We start from the raw sequence: 15,520 nt of genomic DNA on the forward strand, positions 1-15,520 counted from the left end.
GGAGACGACATGGAACTGCTGCGACTCGGCCCTCCCGGCGCCGAGGTCCCCGCCCTGCGGGTGGCCGACACGATCCTCGACCTGAGGAGCGTCACCGACGACATCGACCCGGACTTCTTCGCCACGGGCGGTGTCGACCGGGTGCGCGAGGCCCACGACGCTGGTCGGCTCGACGTGCTCGACGGGGCCGACGGCCTGCGCGTCGGCGTCCCGGTCGCCCGGCCGGGCGCGGTGCTGTGCATCGGGCAGAACTACGCCGCGCACGCGGCGGAGTCCGGGAGCGAGCCCCCGCGCGAGCCGATCCTCTTCCTCAAGGCCCGCAGCTGCCTGGTCGGCGCGAACGACGACGTCGTCCTGCCGCCGGGGAGCGCCCAGAGCGACTGGGAGGCCGAGCTGGTCGTCGTGATCGGCGCCCGGGCCAGCCGGCTCGACTCCCCGGCGGAGGCCGCCGGGGTGATCGCCGGCCTCACCGTGGGCAACGACGTCTCCGAGCGGTCCTGGCAGCTCGGCAAGGACGGCGGCCAGTGGTCCCAGGGCAAGAGCTTCGCGACCTTCGGTCCGCTCGGGCCCTCGATCGTGCTCGACCCGGTCGACCACGGCAGCCTCGCCATCAGGTCCTGGGTCAACGGCGAGCCGCGCCAGGACTCCAGCACCCAGGACATGATCTTCGGCGTCGACCACCTGGTCTGGTGGCTCTCGCAGGTGCTGGTCCTCGAGCCGGGCGACGTCGTGTTCACCGGGACCCCGGAGGGGGTCGCCCTCTCCGGGCGCTACCCCTACCTCCGCGACGGCGACGTCGTCGAGATCTCGATCGACGGCCTCGGCCGTCAGCGTCAGTCGGTCGTCGCCGGCTGACCCCCCTGTTTCCCCTGTGATCCACCTACGAAAGGAACGACCATGGCCTACTTCGTCCTCACCTACGGCTACCACGACACCCCCCTCCGGGCCGAGCGGCGCCCCGACCACATGAGCCACCTCGCCCGGCTCGAGGAGGCCGGGTCCGTCGTCCTGGCCGGTCCGCTGGCCGACCTCACGGGCGGCATCATCGTCTTCTCCGCCGAGGACCTGGACGCCGCGCAGGCGCTCGTGGACCAGGATCCCTACACCCAGCTCGACGTGACCAAGGACCGCACCCTGCAGGAGTGGAAGATCACCGTCGGTCCGTTCGCCGCCTGATGGGAGCGGCCGCCGGGGCCGAGCGCGGTGTCCGTGTGCTGGTGGCCCCTGACTCGTTCAAGGGCACCCACGCCGCGGACGTCGTGGCCGCCTCGGTGGCCGCCGGGCTGCGGGCCGCCGGCGTCGAGCCGGTGAGCATGCCGCTGGCCGACGGCGGCGAGGGCACGCTCGACGTGCTCCGTGGTGCCCACGGCGGGACGGTGCACGACGTGCCGGTGACCGGCCCCCTCGGGGCACCGGTCACCGGTCGCCTCCTGGTGTCCGCCGACCGGCGCACGGCGGTGGTCGAGACGGCGTCGGCCAGCGGCCTCACCCTCGTGGTGCCGCATCCCCTGGGGGCCTGGAACGCCAGCACCCGCGGCACCGGCGAGCTCGTCGCGGCGGCCGTGGCCAGCGGTGTCGGACGCATTCTGCTCGGCGTCGGCGGGAGCGCCACCACGGACGGCGGGGCCGGGGCGATCGGGTCGATCCTCGAGCACGGGGGGTTGCGGGGGACTCACCTCGAGGTTCTCTGCGACGTGACCACGCCGTTCGAGCGGGCCGCCGCCGTCTACGCGCCCCAGAAGGGCGCCGACGCGGCGACCGTCGCCCGGCTGGAGGAACGTCTCGAGGCCCTGGCACGACGCCTGCCGCGCGACCCGCGAGGCGTGCCGCGCACCGGGTGTGCCGGCGGGCTGTCGGGCGGGCTGTGGGCCGCGCTCGGCGCGGAGCTCAGGCCCGGCATCGAGGTGGTCCTCGACGCGCTCGGGTTCGACGAGGCCGCCGGTGGCTGTGTCGCGGTCGTCACCGGGGAGGGACGTCTGGACGGCCAGACCCGGGAGGGCAAGGTGGTGGCCGGCGTGGTCGAGGCGTCCGGCCGGTCCGGCGCAGGCCTGCCGATCCACGCCGTGGTCGGTCAGAGCCTGCTGGGCGACGCCGAGTCACGAGCCCTCGGTCTGTCGTCGGTCACGGTGGCCTCGACCACCGCTGAGCTCGTGGAGGCCGGTCGGCGACTGGGCCGGCGGATCCTCGACGAGCACCGCGCAGCCTCGCCGGGCGCCGGCGGCCGCTGAGCGTCGTCAGCGCGAGGCCGGCGGCGCGGCGCCGACCCGCACCACGAGCAGGAACACACCACCGGCCAGGAGGGCCCAGAACGCCGCTCCCACGCCCGCGACCGTCAACCCGGACGCCGCGACGACGAACGTGACGGCGGCCGCCTCGCGGAAGTCCTCGTCGCCCAGGGCGGAGGCGGCCGCCGAGCCGAAGGTGCCGATCAGGGCCAGTCCGGCGACCGTGGCGATGACCCCGGCCGGGGCCACGGCCGACACCGTGGTCACCAGGGCGGTCAGGGGACCCAGCAGCATGTAGGTGATCCCCGTGGAGACGCCGGCCACCCAGCGCCGGGTCGGGTCCTCCCCGGCCGTCGGGCCGGCCGAGATGGCCGCGGTGATCGCCCCGAGGTTGATCGAGAAGCCGCCGAGCGGCGCGGTGGCGACCGTCGCGACACCGGTGTACCTCAGGGCCGGGGCCAGCGGGGCGCGGTAGCCGAACGAGCCGAGCACCGCGACCCCGGGGATGTTCTGGCTCGTCATCGTCACCAGGTAGAGGGGGACGCCGATCGCCACCATGGTGGCGAGGTCGAAGGCCGGCGTCGTCCAGGTGAGGGTCGGGGCGAGGTCGCCGGCGGCGACCTCTGCGAGCGACCCGGAGGCCACGATCACGACGATCGCGGTGGCGAACGCACCGGGCACGGCCCAGCGGCGGGCCACGCGCAGGAGCACGAGCCAGACCACGAGCACGGGGGCCACGGCGCCCGGCTCGTCCACGACGGCCAGGAACGGCTGGACGCACAGCGTCAGCAGGACGCCGGCGAGCATCGCGTTGGCCAGCGACGTCGGGATCCGGCGCACCAGGTCGCCCAGCGGCCGGACCAGGCCGGTCGCCACGTAGAGGAGCCCGGCCAGGGCGAAGGCGCCGACGGCGTCGGCGTACCCGCCGTCCGGCACGGTCGCCCCCGCGAGCAGGGCCGCGCCCGGGGTGGACCAGGCGATGGTCACCGGGATCCTCGTGCGCCAGGAGAACAGCAGGCACCCCAGACCCATGGTCGTCGTGACGACCAGCAGCCCGGAGGCCGCGTCACCGGGGGAGGCGCCGACCCGGTCCAGCCCGGCGAGGACGACCGCGAAGGAGGAGGTGAACCCGACGACGGCGGTGATGACGCCGGCGACGACGGACTGGCCCAGCTGCGGGTCGCGGGAGGAGTGGTGCTTGATGCGTCAGTCCTTGAGCTCGCAGAGGGTCTGGCCGCTGGTGACGGTCGCCCCGACCTCGGCCACGAGCCCGGTGACGGTGCCGGCCCGGTGCGCCTTGAGCGGCTGCTCCATCTTCATCGCCTCGATGACCACGATGGTGTCGCCCTCGGCGACCTCCTGGCCGTCGGTGACGACGACCTTGACGATGGTGCCCTGCATCGGGCTGGTGACGGCGTCGCCGGACGCCGCGGCGCCGGCCTTCCTGCCGGCCGCGCGCCGGGGCTTCCTCGCGCCGGCGCTGCCGCCGCCGGCCGACAGGCCGCCGAGGCCGCCGGGGATGACGACCTCGAGGCGCCTGCCGCCGACCTCGACGACGACGCTCTGGCGCTCCTCGGGCTCGCCGGCCTCGGCGGGGGCGCCGGCGTACGGGGTGATCTGGTTGTCGAAGTCGGTCTCGATCCACTGCGTGTAGATGCTGAAGCCCGCACCGTCGCCGACGAAGGCGGGGTCGCGGGTGACCGCGCGGTGGAACGGGATCACCGTCGGCATGCCGTCGACGACGAACTCGTCGAGGGCGCGGCGCGAGCGCTCCAGCGCCTGGGTCCGGTCGCGGCCGGTGACGACGAGCTTGGCGATCAGGGAGTCGAACGAGCCGGGGACGGTCTCGCCGTTCTCGTAGCCGCCGTCGAGCCGGACGCCGGGGCCCTGCGGCGGGCTCCAGGCCGACAGCGTGCCGGGGGCGGGCATGAAGTTGGCGCCGCCGTCCTCGGCGTTGATGCGGTACTCGATGGAGTGGCCGGTGACCGTGGGGTCGTCGTAGCCGAGCTCCTCGCCGGCGGCGATGCGGAACATCTCGCGCACCAGGTCGATGCCGGTGACCTCCTCGGAGACGCAGTGCTCCACCTGGAGGCGGGTGTTGACCTCGAGGAAGGAGATCGTGCCGTCGGCGGCGACGAGGAACTCGCAGGTGCCGGCGCCGACGTAGGCCGCCTCGCGCAGGATCGCCTTGGACGAGGCGTAGAGCTCGGCGACCTGCTCGTCGGTGAGGAACGGCGCTGGTGCCTCCTCGACGAGCTTCTGGTTGCGGCGCTGCAGCGAGCAGTCGCGGGTCGAGACGACCACGACGTTGCCGTGCTGGTCGGCCAGGCACTGGGTCTCGACGTGGCGCGGCTTGTCGAGGAACTTCTCGACCAGGCACTCGCCGCGGCCGAACGCGCTGACGGCCTCGCGGACCGCGGACTCGTAGGCGTCCGGGATCTCCTCGAGCGTGCGCGCGACCTTGAGGCCGCGGCCGCCGCCGCCGAAGACGGCCTTGATGGCGACCGGCAGCCCGGCCTCCCTGGCGAACGCGACGACCTCGTCGGCGTCCTTGACGGGGTCCTTGGTGCCGGGGGCCAGGGGGGCGTTGGCCCGCTCGGCGATGTGCTTGGCCTTGGCCTTGTCGCCCAGCGCCTCGATGGCCGCGGGCGGGGGACCGATCCAGACGAGCCCGGCGTCGAGGACGGCCTGGGCGAAGTCGGCGTTCTCGGCGAGGAAGCCGTAGCCGGGGTGCACGGAGTCGGCGCCCGACTTCTCGGCGACCGCGATGATCTTGGCGATGTCGAGGTAGGACTCGGCCGGCGTGGCGCCGCCGAGGGAGTGGGCCTCGTCGGCGAGCCGGACGAACTGGGCGTCGCGGTCGGGGTCGGCGTAGACGGCGACGCTGCCGATCCCGGCGTCCTTGCACGCCCGGACGACCCGGACGGCGATCTCGCCGCGGTTGGCGATCAGGACCTTCTGCAACGGCTTGACGTCGGGCACGCGTGGCTCCTGTGGTGCGAGGGATCGGTCGGCAGCCGCGGTCGTGTCGTGGGCGCCGCCGGGCACGTTACCGCTCCCGGCGCCGTCCGGAGCGGGTGGGCCGAGGGGCAGACCCCGCGGCGCGAGGCCCCCTGTCTATGCTCGGGACGTGTCCGAGTACCAGCAGGAACGCAAGGGGTTCTGGTACGAGGCGAGCGGCGTCGCCACCTCCGAGCCGATCGCCCTCGAGACCTGGGCCCGAGCCGCCCACCCGATCCTGGAGGAGGCCGCCGCGTCCTACCACGCGGTGGTGCGCGAGGCGGTGCTCGCCGAGCGGCTGCAGGTCGACTCCGGCATCCGCACGACCCGCTCCCACGACCGCTGGCTCGGCAAGGTGCTGCTGCCCCTGGTGCACCTGCACGCCCGCGACGGCTACCCGCCGCTGACGGCGCTGGTCGTCGACGCCAACGGACGCGTGGGGGAGCGCTACGACGCCGTCCTCGAGGCCGCGGAGGAGCGTCCGGTCACCGAGGCCCTGGCGCGCGAGCGGCACGCCGCGGAGTCCCGGCTGCTGTGCTACCAGTGGGCCGGGTCCGCGCCCGAGGACGGCGGCGTCCCCGACTCCGTCTACCGCACCTCGACCCGCGCGGCCCGCGCTCCTCGCGCCGCGGCGGCGCCGCGCACGCCGCGCACCCCGGGCGAGCCGCGAGCACCGCGTGAGCCGCGCGAGCCGAAGGTGGTGGCGCCCAAGCGGGTGGCGGTCACCGACCGGCCGGTCAACGTCTGCCCGCGCTGCTTCATGGCGATCCCGGCGACCGGCCTCTGCGACAACTGCGACTGAGCCCTCCTAGAGTCACTGCGTGACTTCCTCCGGCGCGCAGCAGGTCCCCGAACCCGATCCCGGCTCCGGCGACCCGACCGAGTTCTGGTCGTGGTGGGCCGAGGAGGGCGCGGGCGCCTGCGAGGCGGCCATCGAGAGCCGGTCCTTCGAGGCCGTCACCGACGAGATCAACGCGCGCGTCCACGCCGTCGACCCCCGCCTGGTCTGGGAGCTCGGCCCCGGCCGGGAGGCGCGCCACGTGCTGGTCGTGACGTCGGAGGGTGACGCCGGGGCCCGCGCCGTCGCGCGGCGGTGGCTGCGGGCCGCGCCCGCACCCTCGGCCACCTGGGAGTACGCCGACGCGCGGCAGGCCGAGGTCGACGTCGACGCGATGGTGCTCAAGGTCGGCGAGACGGAGGTCGACTTCGCCGCCGTCCGGGTGGTGGCCGAGCGGGTGGGCAACCACGTCGACGTCGTCGTGCACCACCCGGCGATGGCCTCCCTGCCCGAGCAGGCGCGCAACACCGTCGCCTTCCTCGCCCTCGACGCGACCCTGGGGGAGAACGACTGCGAGACGTGGGTCGGCGCGGTCGAGGTCGCCCTGGCGCCACCGGTCGGGGCCACCCTGCTGGCGGCGCTGCGCGAGGTGGTCGCAGAGGTCCGGGACGACTCCGTCGACGAGCACGGGACGCCGGTCTGGGTGCTGCTGCGCGGCGAGGTCGACGGCGCGCCGATCATGGCCGCCGCCCAGGTGCCGCTCGCCGGCAGCTGGGCCCCGCAGCTCGACACCCACGTCGCCGTCGCGGTGCCCTACCGGCGCGCGACCGAGCAGGGGCTGCCCGACCCCGGCACCCTGGAGTCGCTGCGCGCGCTCGAGGACCACCTCGGCGAGCGGCTCGGCGACTCCGCGCGGCTGGTCGCCCACGAGACCTCCTCCGGCACCCGGACCCTGCACTTCTACGCCGACTCGACCACGCCCGCCGCCGCCGTCCTGCAGGCCGCGGTCACCGGCTGGGACCAGGGTCGGGTCACCGTCGCCGCCCAGCCCGACCCGGCCTGGCACGCCGTGCGGCACCTGCGCACCTGAGCCGACCCGTGCCGGTTAACAAGCGCTAACCAATCGGGCTACGATCGCAGGCATGACGTTCGAGCTGACCCGTGAGCACGAAGAGTTCCGACGCAGCGTCCGCGAGTTCGCGGAGGCCGAGATCGCGCCGCACGCGGCGCGGTGGGACCGCGACCACCACTTCCCGGTCGACGTGGTGCAGAAGATGGGCCGGCTCGGGCTCTTCGGCCTGACCGCCCCCGAGGAGTTCGGCGGCGCCGGCGACGACGGCGACTTCACCAGCCTGTGCGTGGCGATCGAGGAGCTCGGCCGGGTCGACCAGTCGATGGGCATCACGCTCCAGGCGGGCGTCGGCCTGGGCATCAACCCGATCCTCACCTACGGCACCGCCGAGCAGAAGGAGCGCTGGCTGCCCGCCCTCGTGGCCGGCGACGCGCTGGCCGGCTTCGGCCTCACCGAGCCCGGTGCCGGCTCCGACGCCGGCGCCACCGCCACCCGGGCCGAGCTGGTCGGCGACGAGTGGGTCGTCAACGGCGCCAAGCAGTTCATCACCAACTCCGGCTCCGACATCACCAGCCTGGTCACCGTCACCGCCCGCACCGGCACCCGCGACGACGGCCGCCCGGAGATCAGCGCCATCACGGTGCCGAGCGGCACGCCCGGCTTCGTCGCCGAGAAGGCCTACGACAAGCTCGGCTGGCACGCCTCGGACACCCACCCGCTCAGCTTCGACGACTGCCACGTCCCGGCCGACGCGCTGCTCGGCGAGCGCGGCCGCGGCTACGCCCAGTTCCTCGCCACCCTCGACGACGGCCGCGTGGCCATCTCCGCGCTCAGCGTCGGCTGCCTCCAGGCCTGCCTCGACATGGTCGTCCAGTACGCCGGCGAGCGGCAGACCTTCGGCGGCCCGATCGGTCGCAAGCAGGGTGTCGCCTTCCAGATCGCCGACCTCGAGGTGATGCTGCAGGCCTCCCGGCTGCTCACCTACAAGGCGGCCGCCCTCAAGGACGCCGGAGCGCCCTACCGGCAGTTCAAGCAGGCCGCCGCGGTCGCCAAGGTCTACTCGACCGAGTCCGCGGTCACCGGCACCCGGATCGCCACCCAGGTCTTCGGCGGCTACGGCTTCATGGAGGAGTACCCCGTCGCCCGCTTCTACCGCGACGCGAAGGTGCTCGAGATCGGTGAGGGCACCTCGGAGGTGCAGCGGATGCTGATCGCGCGCGGACTCGGCCTGCCGGTCGAGTGACGCCTGCGCGGAACCCCGGTTCCCGTCTCCTACCATGGTCGGTGTGACCGACCCCTGGAGACGCCGTCTCGGTGAGGTCGCGCGGTTCTTCGTCGTCGCCCAGGCGGCCACCTGGGTCTCGTTCGTGCTGTTCAACGTGCTGCTGCACGGGATGTTCGTCGGCGACGCGCTGCTGGAGGACCAGGCCATCCCGGCCTACGTGCTGGCCAACTGCGTCGGCATGGTCATCAGCTTCCACGGCTCGCGCGGCTGGGTCTTCCCGCACCGACCCCCGCGCCAGGCCGACGGCGGCCTGACGGCGTACGTGGTCATCAACCTGGCCGCGATGGTGCTGCCGGTCGGCTGCCTCTACCTCAGCCGCGAGGTCCTCGGCCTCGACAGCGCGCTGGCCGACAACCTGTCCGCGAACGGCATCGGGCTGGTGCTGGCCTTCGGGGCCCGGTTCCTGCTGTTCAAGCGGTTCGTCTTCCCGCTCCCGGCCGAGTCGACGCCCGACGCCGTCGCCACCCGCTGACCCCGGCGACCGGCTCGGGGGACCCCGCGGGGTGAGGCACCGCCCGGCAGCGGGTGTGAGCGTGTGTCGCGCCCACCACTAGGAGGACCAGTGCTCCCGTCGTTCCTGGCGCGCGACCGCATCGTCGCCGGCCCCGGCTACAGCCGGTGGCTCATCCCGCCGGCCGCCCTGGCCGTGCACCTGTGCATCGGACAGGTCTACGCCACCAGCGTCTACAAGAACGCGCTGGTGGCCCACTTCGACAGCAGCCTGACCACGATCGGGTTCATCTTCTCCCTCGCCATCGTCATGCTCGGCCTGGCCGCCGGGTTCGGCGGCACGTGGGTCGACCGCAACGGCCCCCGCGCCGCGATGGCGGCCTCGGCGGCGTTCTGGGTCACCGGGTTCCTGGTCGCCGCGCTCGGGATCACGCTCGGGTGGCTGTGGCTGGTCTTCCTCGGCTACGGGGTGATCGGCGGCATCGGCCTCGGCATCGGCTACATCTCGCCGGTCTCGACGCTGATCAAGTGGTTCCCCGACCGGCCGGGCCTGGCCACCGGGATGGCGATCATGGGCTTCGGGGGTGGCGCGCTGATCGCGAGCCCGCTGAGCGGTCGCCTGATGGGCCTCTACGACTCCGACTACGACGCCACCGACCCGACCTCGGTCGCCGACGGCCACGCCGTCGCGCTGCTCTTCGTGACACTCGCCGCCCTCTACCTCGTCTTCATGTCCTTCGGCGCGTTCACGGTGCGGGTCCCGGCCGACGACTGGGTGCCGGAGGGCTGGGACCCCTCGGAGGTGCGGAGCAAGAAGCTCGTCACCACGGCCAACGTCTCGGCCGACAACGCGATCCGCACGCCGCAGTTCTGGCTGCTGTGGGTGGTGCTGTTCTGCAACGTCACCGCCGGCATCGGGATCCTCGAGCAGGCGGCGCCGATGATCCAGGACTTCTTCCGCGAGGGCGGGACGTCGAGCGTGAGCGCCGCGGCGGCCGGCGGGTTCGTCGGCCTGCTGTCGATCGCGAACATGTCGGGCCGGTTCGTGTGGTCCTCGACCTCCGACGTCGTGGGTCGCAAGCCCATCTACCTGCTCTACCTCGGGGTGGGGCTGGTCCTCTACGCCCTCCTCGCGACCGTCGGGTCGTCGTCCACGGCACTGTTCGTCTTCCTGGCCGCGGTCATCCTGACCTTCTACGGCGGCGGGTTCGCGACGATCCCGGCCTACCTGCGCGACCTGTTCGGCACCTTCCAGGTCGGCGCCATCCACGGCCGGCTGCTGACGGCGTGGTCGGCGGCGGGCGTGGCCGGGCCGTTCATCGTCAACCGGTTCCTGGACGCCCAGGGCGAGCCGGGAGCGCTCACCGCCGACGCCTACCGCCCGGCGCTGCTCACCATGGTGGGGCTGCTCGCCGTCGGCCTGGTGGCCAACCTGCTCGTCCGCCCGGTGGCGGAGAGGTTCCACGAGACGTCCCACGAGGGGAGCAAGGCATGAGAGCGCGCATCGCGGTCGCCTGGGCGCTGGTCGGCATCCCGCTGGCCTACGGCGTGGTGGAGACCATCCGCAAGGCGTCCAGCCTGTTCAGCGGCTGACCCAGAGGTCGGTCCAGCGGTGCCCGAGGTCGGCGACCAGGGTGCGCAGGAGGGGCAGCGAGACGCCGACGACGTTGTGCGGGTCGCCCTCGATGCCGGTCACGAAGGCGCCGCCGAGGCCGTCGAGGGTGAAGGCCCCGGCCACCTGGAGCGGCTCGCCGGTCGCGACGTAGGCGGCGACCTCCTCGTCGGTGACCTCGGCGAAGTGCACGGTCGTCGACGCCGTGGCCCCGGTCGAGCGCCCGGTCGCGGTGTCGCGCAGGACGTGTCCGGTCCGCAGCACCCCCGAGCGTCCGCGCATCGCGCGCCACCGCGCCGTCGCGGTGGCGGCGTCACCGGGCTTGCCGAGCGCCTCGCCGTCGAGGTCGAGCACCGAGTCGCAGCCGAGCACCAGCGCGCCGCCGGTCAGGGCCGCGACGTCGGCGCGCCCGGCGACGGCGTCGCACTTGAGCCGGGCCAGCCCGAGGGCGAGCTCGCCCGGGTCGAGGTCGACCAGCTGCGACTCGTCGATGCCGGACACGACGACGGTCGGCTCGATCCCCGCCGAGCGCAGGGTGGCGAGGCGGGCGGGGGAGGCGGAGGCGAGGACCAGCTGCGGCATGGTGGCGACCCTAGATCGACGCCGGCGGCGGTCTCGACTCGGCTCGACCAGCGCGTCCTCCGGTGGTCGAGCCGCGGGGACGGAGTCACCGCGAGTCGAGACCTCCGGGTGGCCGGGTGGTCTCGACTCGGCTCGCTGGCGGATAGGCCGGGTTCTCCGGAGGGGTCCTTCGGTGGTCGAGCCGCGGGGACGGAGTCACCGTGAGTCGAGACCTCCGGGCTGGCGAGTGGTCTCGACTCGTCTCGCTGGCGCTCGCCGGCTCGACCAGCGGGGTGCCGGGGGTTCGCGGGAGGGTTCTCCGGTTTCTCGACTCCGCTCGTCCGAGGGATAGGCCGGGTCCTCCGGTGGTCGAGCCGCGGGGACGGAGTCACCGCGAGTCGAGACCTCGGGGTGGCCGGGGTGGTCTCGACTCGGCTCGCTGGCGCTCGCCGGCTCGACCCGCGGAGGCCGGTCTCGACTCGGCTCGTCCGGCGGATGGGCCGGGTTCTGCGGAGGGTCCTCCGGTGGTCGAGCCGCGGGGACGGAGTCACCGCGAGTCGAGACCTCCGGGCTGGCGAGTGGTCTCGACTCGGCTCGCTGGCGCTCGCCGGCTCGACCAGCGGAGGCCGGTCTCGACTCGGCTCGTCCGGCGGATAGGCCGGGTTCTGCGGAGGGTCCTCCGGTGGTCGAGCCGCGGGGACGGAGTCACCGCGAGTCGAGACCTCCGGGCTGCCGGGGTGGTCTCGACTCGGCTCGCTGACGCTCGCCGGCTCGACCAGCGGGGTGCCGGGGGTTCGCGGGAGGGTCCTCCGGTGGTCGAGCCGCGGGGACGGAGTCACCGCGAGTCGAGACCTCCGGGCTGCCCGGGTGGTCTCGACTCGGCTCGCTGACGCTCGCCGGCTCGACCAGCGGGGTGCCGGGGGTTCGCGGGAGGGTCCTTCGGTGGTCGAGCCGCGGGGACGGAGTCACCGCGAGTCGAGACCTCCGGGCTGCCGGGGTGGTCTCGACTCGGCTCGCTGACGCTCGCCGGCTCGACCAGCGGAGGCCGGTCTCGACTCGGCTCGACCAGCGGAGGGGCCGGGAATCTCCGGAGGGTCCTCCGGGTCGACCGGTGGGGGAGGTCAGTGCGGGAGGGTGCTGGTGCGCCACCCGCCGGGGCCGTGGGGCAGGGTGCGGCGCACCTGGCGGTGCGGGCTGCCCCACGCGGGACGACGGCGCGGGGCGGGCGCCTCGCCGCCACCGAGCGCGCTGAGGACCGCGACGAGGGCCGCGACCTCCTCCGGCGTCGCGTCGGGGTTGACGATGCGGAACACCGGTGGGGTGGACGCTTCGCTGGCGCCGCTCACAACGGGATGTTCCCGTGCTTCTTGGCCGGCAGGGTCTCCCGCTTGGAGCGCAGCAGGCGCAGCGCGCGGACGACCTCGAGGCGCGTCTCGTGGGGGTGGATGACGGCGTCGACGTAGCCGCGCTCGGCCGCGATGTAGGGGTTGGCGAGCGTGGTCTCGTACTCGTCGATCAGCTCCGCGCGCTTGGCCTCGACGTCACCGCCGTCCTGCTCGATCTTCGCCAGGGTCTTGCGGTGCACGATGTTGGCGGCGCCCTGGGCGCCCATGACGGCGATCTGGGCGGTCGGCCAGGCCACGTTGACGTCGGCGCCGAGGTGCTTGGAGCCCATCACGTCGTAGGCGCCGCCGTAGGCCTTGCGGGTGATCACGGTGATCAGCGGGACGGTGGCCTCGGCGTAGGCGTAGATGAGCTTCGCGCCGCGGCGGATGATGCCGTTCCACTCCTGGTCGGTGCCGGGCAGGAAGCCGGGCACGTCGACGAAGGTCAGCACCGGGATGTTGAAGGCGTCGCAGAACCGCACGAACCGCGCGGCCTTCTCGGAGGCGTCGATGTCGAGGCAGCCGGCGAACTGCAGCGGCTGGTTGGCCACGACACCGACCGAGCTGCCCTCGACGCGACCGAAGCCGACGACGATGTTGGGCGCGAAGAGCTCCTGGACCTCGAGGAACTCGCCGTCGTCGACGACGCCGGTGATGACGTCGTGCATGTCGTAGGGCTGGTTGGACCCGTCGGGGATGAGGGTGTCGAGGGTGCGGTCGAGGTCGGTGATCTCGGGGTCGGCCGGCTCGTCGAACCGGGGCACCTCGTCGAGGTTGTTCTGCGGCAGGTAGGACAGCAGCGCCTTGGTGTACTCCAGCGCGTCGGCCTCGTCGGCACCCATGTAGTGGGCGTTGCCCGACTTGGTGTTGTGGGCCCGCGCGCCGCCGAGGTCCTCCATCGAGACGTCCTCGCCGGTGACGGTCTTGATGACGTCGGGGCCGGTGATGAACATCGCCGAGGTCTTGTCGACCATGATCGTGAAGTCGGTGACCGCGGGGGAGTAGACGTGGCCGCCGGCGCAGTTGCCCATGATCAGGCTGATCTGGGGGATGACGCCGGAGGCGTGCACGTTGCGCCGGAAGATCTCGCCGTAGAGGCCGAGCGAGACGACGCCCTCCTGGATGCGGGCGCCGGCGCCCTCGTTGATGCCGATGATCGGGCAGCCGGTCTTGATGGCCAGGTCCATGACCTTGGTGATCTTCTCGCCGTAGACCTCGCCGAGCGAGCCGCCGAAGACGGTGAAGTCCTGGCTGAACACGCAGACCTGGCGCCCGTCGATGGTGCCGTAGCCGGTGACCACGCCGTCGCCGTAGGGGCGGTTCTTCTCGAGCCCGAACGCCGTGGAGCGGTGCCGCGCCAGCTCGTCGAGCTCGACGAAGGAGCCCTCGTCGAAGAGCGCCGCGATCCGCTCCCGGGCGGTCTGGCGGCCCTTCGCGTGCTGCTTCTCGATCGCCTTCTCCGAGCCGGCGTGCACGGCCTCGTCGAGGCGCCGCTCGAGGTCGGCGAGCTTGCCCGCCGTGGTGTGGAGGTCGATTCCCGACCCGGCGTCGGGGACGTCGGTGCCCTCTCCCGGCTGTGCGCTCACGGCTCTCCTCACCTCACCCGTCTGGCGGGCTGCTTGGACTTGGCGGATCGGTACGACAGGCTAGACCCCGTGACCACGGACTCGACCGAGCGCCCACCACTCGACAAGGCCCGCCTGACGAGCGAGCACCCGGAGCTGATGCCCGACCTCACCGTCGAGGTCGTCGACGTCCTCGAGTCCTCGAACGCCGTCGCCGCCGAGCGTGCGCAGGAGGGGGCGCCCGACGGTCTCGTGATCGTCGCCGACCACCAGAGCGCCGGGCGCGGCCGCCTCGACCGCACCTGGGAGACGCCGCCCGGGACGGCGGTCACCTTCTCGGTGCTGCTGCGGCCCGACGCCCCGACCCGCTCGTGGCCCTGGCTCCCGCTGCTCACCGGCTACGCCGTCGACAAGGCCCTGAAGTCCCACGGTCTCGAGGCCGGGGTGAAGTGGCCCAACGACGTCCTGGTGGGCGAGAAGAAGGTCGCCGGCATCCTCGTGGAGCGCCTCGAGACGCCGACCGGCCCGGCCGCGATCGTCGGCGTCGGCATCAACGTGGGCCTCCGCGCCGACGAGCTGCCCGTCCCGACGGCGACCTCGCTCGAGATCGAGCTCGGCCGCCCCGTCGACCGCACCGACGTCCTCGTCGAGGTGCTCAACGCGATCCGCGAGGCCGTCGACGCCTGGGAGCTCGGGGGTGACCTCAACGGCATGCGGCTGCGCGACTCCTACGCCGCCGCCTGCGTCACGGTCGGACGCGACGTCCGCGTCGACCTCCCCGACGGCTCCGTCCTCGAGGGGCGCGCGGTCGAGATCGACCCGACCGGGCAGCTCGTCGTCGAGCACGACGGCGTGCGCACGCCGGTCGCGGCCGGCGACGTCGTGCACGTGCGGACCGCCTGACCGCGGCCCCGCACCTCCCTCCACCCCGGACGGAGAAGTGCAATGATCCGTGCGTGGTCATCTCCTCCAAGCTGCTCAACCCGGGTGAAGAGATCGTCGTCAGCACCCGCACCCACGCCAAGGCGCTGCTGCTGCCGCTGGCGACCCTGGTGGTGCTGCTCGCCCTCGGCGTCCTCGCCCAGACCTTCGTCGACCAGGGCACCGTCACGCTGGTGGTGTGGGTCGTCCTCGCGCTGCTCGCGGTGTGGCGCGTGGTGTGGCCGTTCCTGGAGTGGCTCACCGCGTCGTACACGATCACCAACCGCCGCCTGATCACCCGCCACGGCGTGATCACCCGCCGCGGCCACGACATCCCGCTGGGCCGGATCAGCGACGTCGCCTACGAGCGCGACCTGATCGACCGGATGCTCGGCTGCGGCACGCTGGTCATCAGCGACGCCAGCACCAACGGTCAGGTGCTGATCTACGACATCCCGCGGGTCGAGGACACGCAGCGGCGGCTCAACCACCTGCTGCACGGTCTCCACGGCGGCGAGACCCGGACCCACGAGGGGCACTGATCAGCACCCCGGACCGGCCCGACGACCGTCCCGCAGCGGCGGCGACGTCGGCCGAGCGCACCTGGAGCGACCCCGGCCAGATCGTCCGCGCGATCCTGCGGGAGGACCCGATCTACTCCGCCGC

General features: G+C 73.3%; 16 protein-coding genes. 11 read left to right on the top strand and 5 right to left on the bottom strand.

Annotation, left to right across the window (positions count from 1 at the left end):
* The first annotated feature begins 9 nt into the window (after positions 1 to 9).
* Genes FE634_RS06855 through FE634_RS06865 form a run of 3 tightly spaced genes read left to right on the top strand, consistent with a single transcriptional unit; the run spans position 10 to position 2,228 of the window.
* Positions 10 to 855: a fumarylacetoacetate hydrolase family protein gene (locus FE634_RS06855; RefSeq protein ID WP_138875449.1), complete on the top strand. Its 846-nt coding sequence runs from the start codon at positions 10 to 12 to the stop codon at positions 853 to 855.
* A 42-nt stretch (positions 856 to 897) separates the two neighbouring features.
* Positions 898 to 1,176 (top strand): YciI family protein, encoded by a 279-nt coding sequence (locus FE634_RS06860; RefSeq protein ID WP_137293258.1) that lies wholly within the window; start codon positions 898 to 900, stop codon positions 1,174 to 1,176.
* Between the two features lie 41 nt (positions 1,177 to 1,217).
* The gene (locus FE634_RS06865) at positions 1,218 to 2,228 is read left to right on the top strand and encodes a glycerate kinase (protein ID WP_222847682.1); all 1,011 of its coding nucleotides are present in this window, start codon (positions 1,218 to 1,220) and stop codon (positions 2,226 to 2,228) included.
* Positions 2,229 to 2,234: 6 nt separating this feature from the next.
* Here the strand turns inward: FE634_RS06865 and FE634_RS06870 are convergent, their stop codons facing one another.
* Both FE634_RS06870 and FE634_RS06875 read right to left on the bottom strand, forming a co-directional pair.
* Positions 2,235 to 3,428 (bottom strand): benzoate/H(+) symporter BenE family transporter, encoded by a 1,194-nt coding sequence (locus FE634_RS06870; RefSeq protein WP_138875451.1) that lies wholly within the window; start codon positions 3,426 to 3,428, stop codon positions 2,235 to 2,237.
* Positions 3,429 to 3,431: 3 nt separating this feature from the next.
* Complete coding sequence (locus FE634_RS06875) at positions 3,432 to 5,207, bottom strand: acetyl/propionyl/methylcrotonyl-CoA carboxylase subunit alpha (RefSeq protein WP_138875452.1); 1,776 nt, start codon at positions 5,205 to 5,207, stop codon at positions 3,432 to 3,434.
* Between the two features lie 148 nt (positions 5,208 to 5,355).
* Here FE634_RS06875 and FE634_RS06880 point away from each other — a divergent pair, with 148 nt between their 5' ends.
* The 6 genes from FE634_RS06880 (at position 5,356) to FE634_RS21915 (ending at position 10,403) form a co-directional block, all read left to right on the top strand.
* On the top strand, positions 5,356 to 6,027 hold the full coding sequence (locus FE634_RS06880; protein WP_138875453.1) for a hypothetical protein: 672 nt from the start codon (positions 5,356 to 5,358) through the stop codon (positions 6,025 to 6,027).
* A gap of 19 nt (positions 6,028 to 6,046) precedes the next feature.
* The gene (locus tag FE634_RS06885) at positions 6,047 to 7,093 is read left to right on the top strand and encodes a DUF695 domain-containing protein (protein WP_138875454.1); all 1,047 of its coding nucleotides are present in this window, start codon (positions 6,047 to 6,049) and stop codon (positions 7,091 to 7,093) included.
* Positions 7,094 to 7,145: 52 nt separating this feature from the next.
* A complete protein-coding gene (locus tag FE634_RS06890) occupies positions 7,146 to 8,318 on the top strand; it encodes an acyl-CoA dehydrogenase family protein (RefSeq protein ID WP_138875455.1) in 1,173 nt (390 codons plus the stop codon).
* 43 nt (positions 8,319 to 8,361) lie between these two features.
* Positions 8,362 to 8,832, top strand: coding sequence for a GtrA family protein (locus FE634_RS06895; protein ID WP_167736410.1), 471 nt, complete (start codon positions 8,362 to 8,364; stop codon positions 8,830 to 8,832).
* 90 nt (positions 8,833 to 8,922) lie between these two features.
* Complete coding sequence (locus FE634_RS06900; RefSeq protein WP_137293265.1) at positions 8,923 to 10,305, top strand: OFA family MFS transporter; 1,383 nt, start codon at positions 8,923 to 8,925, stop codon at positions 10,303 to 10,305.
* Positions 10,302 to 10,403 carry an MFS transporter small subunit gene (locus FE634_RS21915; RefSeq protein WP_425464712.1) on the top strand — a complete coding sequence of 34 codons (102 nt, stop codon included), beginning with the start codon at positions 10,302 to 10,304 and terminating at the stop codon, positions 10,401 to 10,403. Before FE634_RS06900 ends, FE634_RS21915 begins: the two co-directional genes overlap by 4 nt.
* On the opposite strand, the gene FE634_RS06905 is transcribed toward FE634_RS21915, so the two are convergent.
* From FE634_RS06905 to FE634_RS06915, 3 genes are all read right to left on the bottom strand, one after another.
* On the bottom strand, positions 10,393 to 11,004 hold the full coding sequence (locus tag FE634_RS06905; protein WP_138875456.1) for a Maf family protein: 612 nt from the start codon (positions 11,002 to 11,004) through the stop codon (positions 10,393 to 10,395). The two genes, FE634_RS21915 and FE634_RS06905, sit on opposite strands and share 11 nt — an antisense overlap.
* 1,100 nt (positions 11,005 to 12,104) lie before the next feature.
* Positions 12,105 to 12,296 (bottom strand): acyl-CoA carboxylase subunit epsilon, encoded by a 192-nt coding sequence (locus FE634_RS06910; protein WP_212721591.1) that lies wholly within the window; start codon positions 12,294 to 12,296, stop codon positions 12,105 to 12,107.
* 29 nt (positions 12,297 to 12,325) lie between these two features.
* A complete protein-coding gene (locus tag FE634_RS06915) occupies positions 12,326 to 13,903 on the bottom strand; it encodes an acyl-CoA carboxylase subunit beta (RefSeq protein ID WP_138877096.1) in 1,578 nt (525 codons plus the stop codon).
* Between the two features lie 120 nt (positions 13,904 to 14,023).
* Here FE634_RS06915 and FE634_RS06920 point away from each other — a divergent pair, with 120 nt between their 5' ends.
* Positions 14,024 to 14,836 carry a biotin--[acetyl-CoA-carboxylase] ligase gene (locus FE634_RS06920; RefSeq protein WP_246060615.1) on the top strand — a complete coding sequence of 271 codons (813 nt, stop codon included), beginning with the start codon at positions 14,024 to 14,026 and terminating at the stop codon, positions 14,834 to 14,836.
* Between the two features lie 53 nt (positions 14,837 to 14,889).
* Positions 14,890 to 15,396: a PH domain-containing protein gene (locus tag FE634_RS06925; protein ID WP_138875457.1), complete on the top strand. Its 507-nt coding sequence runs from the start codon at positions 14,890 to 14,892 to the stop codon at positions 15,394 to 15,396.
* The last annotated feature ends 124 nt before the right edge of the window (positions 15,397 to 15,520 follow it).

Origin of the sequence: Nocardioides sp. S-1144 (genome assembly GCF_005954645.2) — a bacterium.
Lineage (GTDB): Bacteria > Actinomycetota > Actinomycetes > Propionibacteriales > Nocardioidaceae > Nocardioides > Nocardioides dongxiaopingii.

Bases quoted from the DNA above. Each gene is read 5' to 3' on its own strand.
- FE634_RS06855 (WP_138875449.1), top strand. From the start codon at position 10: ATGGAACTGCTGCGACTCGGCCCTCCCGGCGCCGAGGTCCCCGCCCTG.
- FE634_RS06860 (WP_137293258.1), top strand. From the start codon at position 898: ATGGCCTACTTCGTCCTCACCTACGGCTACCACGACACCCCCCTCCGG.
- FE634_RS06890 (WP_138875455.1), top strand. From the start codon at position 7,146: ATGACGTTCGAGCTGACCCGTGAGCACGAAGAGTTCCGACGCAGCGTC.
- FE634_RS21915 (WP_425464712.1), top strand. From the start codon at position 10,302: ATGAGAGCGCGCATCGCGGTCGCCTGGGCGCTGGTCGGCATCCCGCTG.
- FE634_RS06905 (WP_138875456.1), bottom strand. From the start codon at position 11,004: ATGCCGCAGCTGGTCCTCGCCTCCGCCTCCCCCGCCCGCCTCGCCACC.